Source organism: Streptomyces huiliensis (assembly GCF_020037025.1).
GTDB classification, from domain to species: domain Bacteria; phylum Actinomycetota; class Actinomycetes; order Streptomycetales; family Streptomycetaceae; genus Streptomyces; species Streptomyces huiliensis.
In genome coordinates, this window is record NZ_JAIQLH010000141.1 from 23,916 (window position 1) to 36,920 (window position 13,005).

Sequence of the window (13,005 nt, forward strand, 5' to 3'; positions counted from 1 at the left end):
GTGCAGGAGCAGTCGCGCGGCACCGACCCGGTGGAACGCCTCGACCCGGTAGTCCTGCACCACATCGTCAACACACTCGGGTGGCCCGATCTGCGCCCCCTGCAGAAGGCCGCCGTGCATCCGCTGATGGACGGCGAGGACGCGGTCCTTCTCGCGCCGACGGCGGGCGGGAAGACGGAGGCCGCCACCTTCCCACTGTTGTCCGCCATGCGAGAGAAGTGCTGGACCGGCACTTCCGTCCTCTACCTGGCCCCACTCAAGGCACTCCTGAACAATCTGGTGCACCGGGTCGACAGCTACGCCCAGTGGCTGGGGCGTCGGGCCGCCCTCTGGCACGGCGACACCCCCGAGTCCGTGCGCCGCCGTATCCGCACTGAATCCCCCGACTTCCTGCTCACCACGCCTGAGTCTCTCGAAGCGATGCTCATCAGCGTCAAGACCGACCACGCGCACATGCTGGGCCGGGTACGTGCCGTCGTCGTCGACGAGGTGCACGCCTTCGCCGGGGACGACCGCGGCTGGCACCTGCTCGCCGTGCTCGAACGCCTGGAGCGACTTGCCGGTCACCCCATCCAGCGCATCGGCCTGTCCGCCACTGTGGGCAACCCCGGCGACCTGCTCACCTGGCTCCAGGGCGCGCGCCCCGCCGACCGCCTCGGCCGGGTCGTCGCCCCCGGCGTCTCTCTGCCCACCACCAATAGCACTGCCCCCGCTGAACTCTCGCGCCCCGCAGGAGAGGTAGAGCTCGACTACGTCGGATCGCTCGCCAACGCCGCCAAGGTGATCTCCGCACTGCACCGGGGCGAGAAACGGCTCGTCTTCTGCGACTCCCGCAGGCAGGTGGAGGAGCTCGGTGCGGCACTGCGCGCCCGCGGCGTCGCCGTGTTCCTCTCCCACGCCTCCCTCTCCACCGACGAACGCGCACGCTCCGAGCAAGCGTTCGCCGAAGCCCGCGACTGCGTCATCGTCTCCACCTCCACCCTCGAACTCGGCATCGACGTCGGTGACCTCGACCGCGTCATCCAGATCGACTCACCCGGCACCGTTGCCTCCTTCCTGCAGCGCATCGGCCGCACCGGGCGCCGCGCCGGAACCTCCCGCAACTGCCTGTTCCTCGCCACCCGGCCCGACACACTGCTCCAGGCCGCCGGCCTGCTCACCCTGTGGTCCCGCGGCTGGGTGGAACCCGTTGCCCCGCCGCCCTCACCCCGCCACCTTGTCGCACAGCAACTCTTCGCAGTCACACTGCAGGAACACCGCATCGGAGACCGTCTGTGGCCCGAGCAGTGGAACGGCCTGACCCCCTTCGACCAGTCCGCCGCGCCCATCCTGTCCCACCTGGTCGCGGGCGGTTTCCTCGACAGCGACGGTGGCATGCTGTTCATCGGCCCCGAAGCCGAGAAGCACTTCGGCCGCCGCCACTTCATGGAGCTGACCGCCTCCTTCACCGCGCCCCCCGAGTTCACCGTGCTCGCCGGACGCACCGAGATCGGCACCACCGATCCCACCGTCCTCACCGAGGAACGCCAGGGCCCGCGCCGCCTGCTCCTGGCCGGCCGCAGCTGGCAGGTCACCTTCATCGACTGGGCCCGACGCCGTGCCTTCGTCGAGCCCGTCGAGGACGGCGGCATCGCCAAATGGCAGGGCAGCGAGGCCCGCGGCCTGTCGTACGTCCTCACCCGTGCCATGCGCGACGTCCTCCTCGGCGCCGACCCCGACGTACGCCTCACCCGCCGCGCCACCGCGGCCCTCGCCGGACTCCGCATGGACCGCGCACCCTACGAAGTCCACCCGGCAGGCACCCTTCTGGTCCACGACGCGGACGCCACCCGCTGGTGGACCTGGGCCGGCTACCGCGCCAACGCCACTCTCGCCGCCTCCCTCGGCAACCTCGCCGACCCGGTGCAGCGCCCGACCGACACGCACGTCCGGCTCCGCCAGGACCTCTCCCCCGCCGACTGGAAGACCGCCCGAGCCGAACTCCCCGACTCCCTCACCCTGCCCACCGTCGACCCGCGCGCCGTCCGCGGCCTGAAGTTCTCGGTGGCCCTACCTCCCCGCATCGCGACCACCACCCTCGCCGAACGCCTCGCCGACTTCGACGGCGCCCTCGCCGCGGCCCGTGAGCCCGTGCGGATGGAATGGGGGAGCTGAGCAATAGGCAAGCGGCCTGCTCGCCCTCAACAACGACAGCAGCATCGGGGCACTGCTGCGCTTCTGACACCGCGTTCCCGTGGCCCCTGCGGAGCCGCCACCCCCCGAGGTCCCGTCGCCGGTCCCTACGCGGAGGTGACGAGCGGATCAGTCGGCCCACACCCGTGTCAGGCAGCGGCCGGTGTGGGGTGGGGGTGGGTCGGTGAACGGGGTTCTGCCGTGCAGGATGGTCGTGTTGTCCAGGAGCAGCAGGTCGCCGCGGCGGAGTCGGACGCGCAGGGGCATGCGGGGGTCCGCCAGGATCTCGTCGAAGGCGTCCAGGGCGGCGGTCTGGGCGGTGGACAGCGGGGTTCCGTGCTCCTGTTGGCCGCGGGTGATCCAGGAGCGGACGTACCGGACACTCAAGCGGCCCGCGTCGCGTCGGAAGACGGGGTAGGTACCCGGAGGGTGTCTCCTCGTGATCGGGCCACGCGTCGCCGCCCACGCCCGGCGGCTGCCGCCCCCCGCGCTCCCCGCTTACGTCTACGACCTCGCCGCCCTCGACCGGCACGCCCGCGCGGTCCGCGCGGAGCTCCCAGAGCGGGCCGAGCTCCACTACGCGGCCAAGGCCAATCCGGCCCCGGAGATCCTGCGCACCCTCGCACCCCATGTCGACGGCTTCGAGGTCTCCTCCGGAGGCGAGCTGGCCCACGTCCGGCGCACGGTGCCGGGGGCGCCCCTCGCCTTCGGCGGCCCCGGCAAGACGGAGGCGGAGCTCCGGCTCGCCCTGGAGCTGGGCGCCGAGCGCCTGCGCGTGGAGAGCGCACACGAGTTCCGGCTCCTCGCCTCCCTCGCCCGGACACCCGTGGACGTGCTGCTCCGGGTCAACCTGCCGCTCCCGGACGGCCACGGGGAGCACGCCGCGCTCGCCATGGGCGGCCGCCCCGCGCCGTTCGGCCTCGACCCGGATGACGCGGCGTCCTGCCTGCGGCGGCCGGGTCGGCACCGGGTGCGGTTCCGCGGCGTCCACGCGCACCTGGCCGGCGGGCTGGACGCCGTCGCGCTCGCGGCCGTCGCCCGCCACGTCACCGGGTGGGCGGCGGAGTTCGCGGGGCGGCACGGCGTCGGCCTCGCCGAGGTGAACGCCGGTGGGGGCATGGCCGTCGACTACGCCCGTCCCCACGCGCGGTTCGACTGGGCCGCCTACGGGCACGGGCTGCGCCGCGTCCTCTCGGCACACCGCGGACTGACCCTGCGTGTCGAACCCGGACGGTCGCTGGCCGCCTACTGCGGCTGGTACGTGACCGATGTGCTCGACGTCAAGCACAGCCGGGGTGAGGCGTTCGCCGTGCTCCGCGGTGGCACGCACCACATGCGCACCCCGGCCGCCAAGGGACACGACCACCCTTTCGCCGTCCTGCCCGCGGAGGGATGGGCCCGTCCCTGGCCGCGTCCGGCCGCCCACCGGGAGCCGGTGACGCTGGTCGGGCAGCTCTGCACCCCCAGGGACGTGTTCGCCCGCCGGGTGCCGGTCGACGCCCTGCGGGCGGGCGACCGGGTGGCCTTCGCCCTGGCCGGCGCCTACGCCTGGAACATCTCCCACCACGACTTCCTCATGCACCCGCCGCCCACCTTCCACTACCTGAGCTGACGCACAGACCGCGGGCGGTACGGACGGGCGCCGAGCGGCACGCCGTGGGTCGCCCTCGCCGTCGGGCAGCCGCTTGGCGTGTATGTTCGTCTGCGCGGTGCACAAAATACGCATTCCAGGCGAAATGATGTTCACCGCGCCATCCGCCGTCTCGTCGCCTCCACGGTCGGAAGACTTCCGGGTCGGAAGACTTTCGGGTCGGAAGACTCCTGGGTCGGAAGACTCCAAGGTCGGAAGCCCGGGGCCGGGAGACTCCAAGGTCGGGAGAAGTGGGCCGTGCATATCGCGCTGACGGGTGCCACCGGGTTCCTCGGGTGCCGGCTGCTGCCGCGGTTGCTGCGGCGCGGTGCCGAGGTCACCGTGCTGGCCCGGCCCCGGCCGCGGGACGCGCGGGAGCGGCTGGCGGAGGCGTTCACGCGGATGGCCGCGCCCGCCCCCCTGCTCGACGCGCTGCGGCACCGGGTGCGGGTGGTCGAGGCGGACGTCTCCCTGCCGCGCCTCGGCCTGCCGGCGCGCCGGTTCCAGGAACTCGCCGACGGGGTGGACGCCGTCTGGCACAGCGCCGGGGACATCCGGCTCAACGCCGACCTCGCGAGCCTGCGCACCACGAACGTGGAGGGGACGCGGCACGTCCTGGAGTTCGCCGCCGCCGGCCGCCGCTGCCCGCGCCTGCACCACGTCAGCACCGCCTTCGTCGCCGGCGGCCTGCGGGACGGCGTCGCCCGCGAACGCGAACCGACCGACACGCACGGCTTCGAGAACCACTACGAGCGGTCCAAGTACGAGGGCGAGCTGCTGGTCCGCGACTGGTGCCGGCGGTACGGCCGGCCGGCCCTGGTCCTGCGGCCGAGCATCCTGGTCAGCGACCTCCCGCCGGGCCCCGGACTGCCCCCGCACCCCTTGCAGTTCCTCGCCGAGATGGCCCGTTCCGGGCTGGAGGCCGCCGAGCTCGCCGGGCTCGGGCTCCCGGCCGGCGCGCCCCCGCCCGTCGTGCGGATGCCGGGCCGGGCGGACGGGCACCTCAACCTGCTGCCCGTGGAGTGGGCCGCCGAGGCCATGGTGCTGATCTCCGAGCGCTTCCCCCACCGTTCCCCGGGCGTCTTCCACGTCGTGCACCCGCGCGACACCCCGATGGCGGTGCTCGTCCGGCTCTTCGAGCGCTTCCTGCCCGTACGCCTCGACCTGCGCCCCGACGGCGTGCCCGATCCGACCGAGGCGGAGCGGGTCGCCGACTTCTACCCGGGCTTCACCCCGTACCTCGGCCACCGGCGCCGGTTCGACGACGCGGCGGCCCGCCGCCTGCTCGCCGGGCTGCCGCCGCCGCCCGACGTCGACCTCGCCTACCTGCTGTCCGGAACGACGCCCGTCACCGCCGGGCCGGCGGCAGCCGCGCTCGGCCCGTGAGCGCACCGGACGTGAGCCCCCAGGACGTGAAGCACCCAAGCCCCTGAAGCACCCAGGACCGTGAAGCACCCAGGACGTGAAGCATCCAGGACCGTGAAGCACCCAGGACCGTGAAGCACCCAGGACCGTGAAGCACCCAGGACGTGAGCGATGACCCAACTGCTCGACGGAACGCCCGCTCCCGCGCCCGCGCCCGCCGCCCCGGCCGGCGCCCGCTGGTATCCGGGACCCCATCCGCCCGCCCGTACCGCGGCCGACGTGCTGCCGCTCGTGGCCCGGGTCCGGGAGCCCGTCCGGCTGCTCGCCCTGCCCGCGGGCGGCGTCGGCGCCGCCGTCGACGGCTCGCCCGAGCCGGACGGCACCGACGAGGGATTCCCCCTGCTGGGCACCCTGCCGCCGCTCTACCCCGAGTGGCTCGGCGACCGCTCGTTCAACGAGACCCACGGCACCCGCTTCCCGTACATCGCGGGCGAGATGGCCAACGGCATCGCCACCACCGGCATGGTCACCGCCCTCGCCGACGCCGGCCTGCTCGGCTTCTTCGGCGCCGCGGGCCTCGGCCCGGACCGCGTCGAGGCCGCCGTCCGGGCGCTCGCCGGCCGGCTCGGGGACCGCCCCAACTGGGGCGTCAACCTCATCCACTCCCCCGCCGAGCCGGCGTTGGAGGACCGCGTCGCCGACCTCCTCGTCCAGCACCGCGTCCCCGCCGTCTCCGCGTCCGCGTTCATGGCGCTGACCCCCGCCGTCGTCCGCGTCGCCGCCGCCGGGCTGCGCCGCGACGCGCACGGCCGGGTCGTGCGCCGCACCCGGATCCTCGCCAAGGTCTCCCGCCCCGAGACGGCCGCGGCCTTCCTCTCGCCCGCCCCCGACGAGCTGCTGCGCCCCCTAGTCACCGCGGGCCGGCTCACCGCCGCCGAGGCGGAACTCGCCGCGCGCGTCCCCGTGGCCGAGGACGTCACCGTGGAGGCGGACAGCGGCGGGCACACCGACAACCGGCCGCTGACCGTCCTGCTGCCCGCCGTCCTCGCCCTGCGCGACACCCTCGCCCGCGCCCACGGCTACGACCGGCCGGTCCGGGTCGGCGCCGCGGGCGGGCTCGGCACCCCGGGGGCGGTCGCCGGCGCCTTCGCGCTCGGGGCCGCCTACGTCCTCACCGGCTCGGTCAACCAGGCCGCCGTCGAGTCCGGTCTCTCCGACGACGCCAAGGCGCTGCTCGCCCAAGCCGACGTCGCCGACGTCGCCATGGCCCCCGCCGCCGACATGTTCGAACTCGGCGTCCGGCTCCAGGTGCTGCGGCGCGGCACGCTCTTCGCCTCCCGCGCCGCCCGGCTGTACGAGCTCTACCGCGACCACGACTGCTGGGAGGACGTGCCCGCGGAGCAGCGCGCCGCCGTCGAACGGGACATCCTGCGGCGGCCGTTCGACGACGTGTGGGAGGAGACCCGCCGCTTCTGGGAGCGGCGCGACCCGGCCCAGGCCGCCCGCGCCGCGACGGACGCCCGGCACCGCACGGCCCTCGTCTTCCGCTGGTACCTCGGCAGGTCGAGCCGGTGGGCCATCGAGGGGCGCGCCGAGCGCCGGGCCGACTACCAGATCTGGTGCGGCCCGGCCATGGGCGCCTTCAACCGCTGGACCGCCCACGGCTTCCTCGCCGACCCGGCCCGTCGCACCGTCGTCCAGATCGCCCGCAACCTGCTGGAGGGCGCCGCCGTCCTCACCCGCGCCCACCAGCTGCGCTCGTACGGAGTCCCCGTCCCCGACGCCGCGTTCGCCTTCACCCCGCGCCCCCTTGGTTGACGACCCGTCAGCCCTGAATGCCCTGAATACCCCGGAAACCCCGAAACCCCCGAAAGCCTGGAAGCCGGACAACCGGAACCCCGATCGCCCGCCGCGGCCCCCGGCCGCCGGCACACTACGGAGCCGAGCATGACCGCCACCCGTACCACCGGCCGCGTCCCCGTCGCCGTCGTCGGCCTCGGCGCCCTGCTCCCCGACGCCCGTGACGTCGAGCAGAGCTGGCGCCTCGTCCTCGGCCGCCGCGACCTGATCACCCGCGTCCCGGCGACCCGCTGGCGGGTGGAGGACCACTACGACCCGGTCCCCGGCACCCCCGACAAGGTGTACGTCGACCGCGGCGCCTTCCTGCCCGAGGTCGACTTCGACCCACTCGCCCACGGCATCCCGCCGTCGGCCCTCGCCTCCACCGACAGCGCCCAGCTGCTCGCCCTGCTCGTCGCCGGCCAGGTGCTGCGCGACGCCGCCGCCGGCCGCGGCCCGGACGCCCTCGACCGGGACCGCGCCTCCGTCATCCTCGGCACCGGCGCCCTGGAACTGCTCACCCAGGGCGGCCACCGCACCCAGCGGCCCGTCTGGCTCGAAGCGCTGCGCGAGGGCGGCATCGACGAGGAGACGGCCCGGACGCTGTGCGACCGCATCGCCGCCCACTACCCCGAGCCCGACGAGGACAGCTTCCCCGGCGGCCTCGGCAACATCGTCGCCGGGCGCATCGCCAACCGCTTCGACCTGCACGGCACCAACCACACCACCGACGCCGCCTGCGCCAGCTCCCTCGCCGCCCTCTCCACCGCCCTCGACGAACTCTCCCTCGGCCGCTCCGACCTGGTGATCACCGGGGGCGTGGACACCTCCAACGGCATCGGCACCTTCCGCTGCTTCACCACCACCCCCGCCCTCTCCCCCACCGGCGACTGCCGCCCCTTCTCCGCCGACGCGGACGGCACCATGCTCGGCGAGGCCCTCGCCATGTTCGCGCTCCGGCGCCTCGACGACGCCCTGCGCGACGGCGACCGGGTCTACGCCGTCATCCGGGGCATGGGCGGCTCCTCCGACGGCCGCGGCACCGCCATCTACGCCCCGCTGCCCGAGGGCCAGGCCCGCGCCCTGCGCCGCGCCTACGCGGAGGCCGGCTACGGGCCCGCCACCGTCGGACTCGTCGAGGCCCACGGCACCGGCACCCGCGCGGGCGACCACGCCGAGTTCGCCGCCCTGCGCGAGATCTACCACGAGGACCGGCCCGACGCCGTCCAGTGGTGCGCCCTCGGGTCCGTCAAGTCCCAGATCGGGCACACGAAGTGCGCCGCGGGCGCGGTCGGGCTGCTCAAGGCCGTCCTCGCGCTGCACCACAAGGTGCTGCCGCCCACCCTCAAGGCCGGCCGGCCCCACCCCGGCCTCGCCATCGACAGCAGCCCCTTCTACCTCAACACCGAGGCGCGGCCCTGGATCCGCCCCGCCGGCCACCCGCGCCGCGCGGCCGTCTCCAGCTTCGGGTTCGGCGGCAGCAACTTCCACGTCACCCTTGAGGAGCACGTCCCGCCGCCCGGCGCGGCCGTACCGCCCCGGGCCCGTACGGCGCCCACCGAGCTCGTCCTGCTCGGCGCCGCGACGCCCGAGGAGCTGCGCGAGCGCGTCGCGGCCCTGCGCGCCGAGGCCGAGGCCGGCCGCGCCGACGGAACGTTCCGCCTCGCCGACCTCGCCCGCCGCTGCCAGGAGGCGTTCCGCGCCGACGACCCGCTGCGGCTGGCCGTCATCGCCGAGGACGCCGCCGGGCTCGCCGACCGCCTCGCGCGGGCGGACGAGCGCCTCGGGGGCGGGGGTGGAGTCGGGGGCGGGGGCGAGGGCGGGGAGTCCTGGTCCGAGCCGGGTGCGCTCCACTTCGCCACCGGGCGGCCCGAGACCGGCCGGCTGGCCTTCCTCTTCCCGGGCCAGGGCTCCCAGTACGTCGGCATGGGCGCCGACCTCGCCGTCCACGAACCCGCCGCGCACGCCGCCTGGGACGCGGCGGCGGGACCCGACGACGAGGGGCGAGACCCGGACGGCGGGCGGGACCACGGTGACGGGCAGGACTACGGTGGGCAGGACCACGGTGACGGGCAGGACCCGGGTGACAGGCGGCAGGGCCCCGGCGAACCGCCCCTGCACCGGGTCGTCTTCCCGCCGCCCGCGACGGACGACGCCACCCGCGCCGCCCAGCGGGCGCTGCTCACCGCCACCCGCTGGGCGCAGCCCGCCCTCGCCGCCCACAGCCTCGCCCTGCTCGCCGTCCTCGGCGAGGTCGGGCTGCGCCCCGACTGCACGGCCGGGCACAGCCTGGGCGAACTCACGGCCCTGCACGCGGCCGGCGCCTACGACGCGGCCACCCTCATGCGCCTGGCCCACCGCCGCGGCGAGCTCATGCGCGACGCGGCGGGCGGCGCCCCCGGCGGCATGCTCGCCGTCGCGGCGTCACCGGAGGAGACCGCCGACGCCCTCGCCGAGGCCGGCCTCGCCGACGTGTGGATCGCCAACCGCAACGGCCCCCGGCAGACCGTGCTCTCCGGCACCGCCGAGGCCCTCGCGGCCGCCGCCGCCCGCTTCGCCGCCGCAGGGACGGACACCACCGGACTGCCGGCGTCCGCCGCCTTCCACAGCCCGCTCGTCGGTGCGGCCCGCGAGCCCTTCGCCGCTGCGCTCGCGGACGCGTCCGTCGGCGCCCCCGGCCTGGAGGTGTGGTCCAACACCGACGCCGCCCCCTACCCGGCCGACCCGGCCCTGATCCGCGACCGCCTCGCCGGGCACCTCGTGAGCCCGGTCCGGTTCGCGGAGCAGGTCGAGGCCATGTACGCGGCCGGGGTCCGGGTCTTCGCCGAGGTCGGCGCGGGCAGCGTGCTGACGGGCCTGGTCGGACGGATCCTCGGTGACCGCCCGCACCTGGCCGTCTCCTTCGACCACCGGGACCGGCACGGCGTGACGGCCCTTCAGGACGGCCTGGCCCGGCTCGCCGTCCACGGCGTCCCCCTGGACTTCGCCCCCTACTGGCGGCACTACACCCCGCCCGCGCAACCCGAGCCCGAGCAGGAGCGACGACCCACGATGACGGTGAAGATCGACGGCGGAAACCTCGGCAGGCCCCAACCGCGACGGGTGGACCTCGTCGCTACGGACGGCGGCCCTACGGATGGCGGCCCTACGGGCGGCGGTACTTCGGGCGGCGGTGCTCCGGGCCATACGGGTCCGGACCACGCTGGCGTGGGTCACGGTGCTGCGGACTACGGTGCTCCGGGCCTCCTTGTGCCGGGTCACGGCGCTTGGGCCCCCTCTGCTCCGGACAGCACGACCCCGGACCACGCTGCCCTGGACCAGGCTGCCCTGGACCAGGCTGCCTTGGACCGCGTCGTCCCAGGCCACGGTGGTTCGGACCACGCTGCCGCGGGTCGCGTCGCCCCGGGCCACGGCGCCTTGGACCGTACGATTCCGGACCGCACCGCTTCGTACGCCGGCGCGCCGGACCAGGGTGCTCCGGGCCACGCCGCCCTGGGCCATACAGCCCCGGGCCACGCTGCCTTGGGCACCCCGTATCCGTCGGCACCATCTCCGGTCTCGGCCACCTCGCCCGCCCCGCCGGTCGCGCCCGGGGCCTGGGCCCAGCTCGTCGAAGAGGCCCAGCGGCAGACCGCCGAGGCGCACGCGGCGTACCAGCGGATGATGACGGAGAGCCATCTGGCGTTCCTGAAGGTCGCCGAGAGCTCGTTCGCCGCCCTGCTCGGCGCGCCGCCGGACGCGGAACACGCCCTCGCCGACGCCGTGACGCCGCCGGCCTCTTCGGCCCCGCTGTCCTCCGCGCCGCCCTGGCCGCTCCCCGAGCCGCCCGCGACGGCCGTCCCCGCGCCACCGGCCGCCATCGCACCCGCGGCACCCGCGCCGGCGCCGGCGCCACCGGCGCCGGAACCCGCCGCGCCCTCGCAGGACGTCGGGACGGTGCTGCTGTCCGTCGTGGCCGAACGCACCGGCTACCCGGTGGAGATGCTCGACCTCGACATGCGGCTCGAAGCCGACCTCGGCATCGACTCCATCAAGAAGGTGGAGATCCTCTCCTCGCTGCGTCGCAGGCTGGGCGCCCTGCCGCAGGGCGACCCGGCCGAGCTGGCCACCCTGCACACGCTCCGGCAGATCGTCGACAAACTCGTCGCGGCGGCCATGGGAGGCACAGAGGAAACGGCCGACGCCCCGCCCACTCCGGCACCCGCCCGGGCCGACGACGCGGCCGGCACCCCGCCCACTCCAGCGCCCACCCCAGCGCCCGCCCCGACCGGCGGCGCGACCAGCGGCGCCACCAGCGGCGCGACCCCCACCATCACCGCCCAGGCCGACACCCCAGCCGACGACGCGACCCCCGCCCCACCCGACCGCCCCCTCCCCGTGCCCTCCGCCCGTACCGCCCGCCACGTCGTCCGCGCCGTGGCCGCGCCCCCCACGGGGCTGGCCATGGCGGGCCTGGCGGCTGACGGTCCGCTGGCCGTCGTCGACGGCGGGTCCGGGCTGGGCAAGCTCGTCGCCGAGCGGCTCGCCCGGGAGGGTGTCGCCGCGGACGCCGTGGCCGCCGCCGAGGAGATCCCCGGGGACGCGTACGGCGTCCTGCTGCTCGGCGGGCTGCGGCAGGGCGCGGACGTGGATGTGGACGGGATGCTGGAGGCGCAGCGCGCCGCGTTCCGCGCCGCCCGGCTGATGGCGCCGCGGCTCGCCGAGCGCGGCGGGGTCCTGGTCACCGTCCAGGACACCGGCGGCGACTTCGGCCTGGGCGGCGGGCAGGGCCTGCGCGCCTGGTCCGGCGGGCTCGCGGCACTGGCGCGTACCGTGGCCCGGGAGTGCCCGGCCGCCGCCGTCAAGGCCGTCGACTGCGAGCGGACCGGCCGTACGCCGGAGGAGACCGCCGACGCCCTCGTGGCCGAACTCCTCACCGGCGGCCCCCTGTTGGACGTGGGCCTGCGCGGGGACGGCAGCCGGGTGACCCCGGCCGCCGTCCCCGCGCCCCTCGCCGAGGAGGCCGCCGACGGCACCCCGGTCCTCGGCCCCGACGACGTCGTCGTGGCCACCGGTGGCGCCCGCGGCGTGACGGCCGCCGCCCTGGTCGAGCTCGCCCGCGCCCACCGGCCCCGCATCGTCCTGATCGGGCGGACGGAACCGGACGAGGAGCCACCCGGCCTGCCGCCGGACGCCGACGAGGCCGAGCTGGTCCGCGCCCTCGCCGCCGGGCCCGGCGCGGACCTGCCCCCGGCCGCGCTCACCGAGCGGGCCCGGCGCGTCCTGGCCGGCCGCGAGGTCGCGGCGACACTGGCCGCCGTCGAGGAGGCCGGTTCCCCGGTCCGCTACGTCGCCGCCGACGTCCGCGACCCCGAGGCCGTGCGCGCCGCCCTCGACGCCGTCCGCGTCGAGTGGGGGCCGGTGACGGGTGTCGTCCACGGCGCGGGCGTCCTCGCCGACCGGTACCTCGCCGAGAAGACCGACGAGCAGTTCGACCACGTCTTCGGCACCAAGACCGACGGGCTGCGGGCCCTGTTGGACGCCACCGCCGGCGACCCGTTGCGCGTCGTCTGCCTCTTCTCCTCCGTGGCCGCCTGCCACGGCAACGCGGGCCAGGCGGACTACGCCATGGCCAACGAGGTCCTCGACCAGGTGGCCGCCGCCGAGGCCGCCGCGCGGCCCGGCTGTCTGGTCCGCTCCCTCGCCTGGGGCCCCTGGGGCGGCGGCATGGTCACCCCGGCCCTCGCCGCGCACTTCGCGGCGGCCGGCGTCCCGCTGTTGTCCCTGGAGGCCGGCGCCCGCGCCTTCGTCCGCGAACTGGCCGCGCCCGGCCGCGACACGCGCGTGCTCCTCACCGCCGCCGGCCCCGACGGCGACGCGTACGGGACGCCCGCCGCCCTCCCGGCCATCCCGGCCCTCCGGCCCGCCCGCGTCCGGGCCACCGCGCGCAGCCACCCGTACCTCGCCCACCACGCCGTCGGCACCGCCCCCGTCCTGCCCATGGCCCAGGCCCTGGAATG

The 13,005-nt window shown here is 75.9% G+C and carries 6 protein-coding genes; 5 read left to right on the forward strand and 1 reads right to left on the reverse strand.

Annotated features, from left to right (window positions below; all coding sequences use genetic code 11):
• Positions 1 to 2,154 carry a DEAD/DEAH box helicase gene (locus JNW98_RS22740; protein WP_223770124.1) on the forward strand — a complete coding sequence of 718 codons (2,154 nt, stop codon included), beginning with the start codon at positions 1 to 3 and terminating at the stop codon, positions 2,152 to 2,154.
• Positions 2,155 to 2,301: 147 nt separating this feature from the next.
• Here JNW98_RS22740 and JNW98_RS22745 read toward each other — a convergent pair whose 3' ends face one another.
• The gene (locus tag JNW98_RS22745; protein ID WP_223770129.1) at positions 2,302 to 2,616 is read right to left on the reverse strand and encodes a TauD/TfdA family dioxygenase; all 315 of its coding nucleotides are present in this window, start codon (positions 2,614 to 2,616) and stop codon (positions 2,302 to 2,304) included.
• On the opposite strand from JNW98_RS22745, the gene JNW98_RS22750 reads away from it, so the two are divergent.
• The 4 genes from JNW98_RS22750 to JNW98_RS22765 form a co-directional block, all read left to right on the forward strand.
• Positions 2,612 to 3,784 (forward strand): type III PLP-dependent enzyme, encoded by a 1,173-nt coding sequence (locus JNW98_RS22750; protein WP_223770125.1) that lies wholly within the window; start codon positions 2,612 to 2,614, stop codon positions 3,782 to 3,784. The genes JNW98_RS22745 and JNW98_RS22750 overlap by 5 nt on opposite strands.
• A 276-nt stretch (positions 3,785 to 4,060) precedes the next feature.
• Complete coding sequence (locus JNW98_RS22755; protein WP_223770126.1) at positions 4,061 to 5,188, forward strand: SDR family oxidoreductase; 1,128 nt, start codon at positions 4,061 to 4,063, stop codon at positions 5,186 to 5,188.
• 150 nt (positions 5,189 to 5,338) lie between these two features.
• Positions 5,339 to 6,985, forward strand: a complete 1,647-nt coding sequence (locus JNW98_RS22760) for a PfaD family polyunsaturated fatty acid/polyketide biosynthesis protein (RefSeq protein ID WP_223770127.1) — start codon at positions 5,339 to 5,341, stop codon at positions 6,983 to 6,985.
• Between the two features lie 129 nt (positions 6,986 to 7,114).
• Positions 7,115 to 13,005, forward strand: a 5,891-nt coding sequence (locus tag JNW98_RS22765; RefSeq protein WP_223770128.1) for a type I polyketide synthase, incomplete at its 3' end; no start/stop codon positions are given.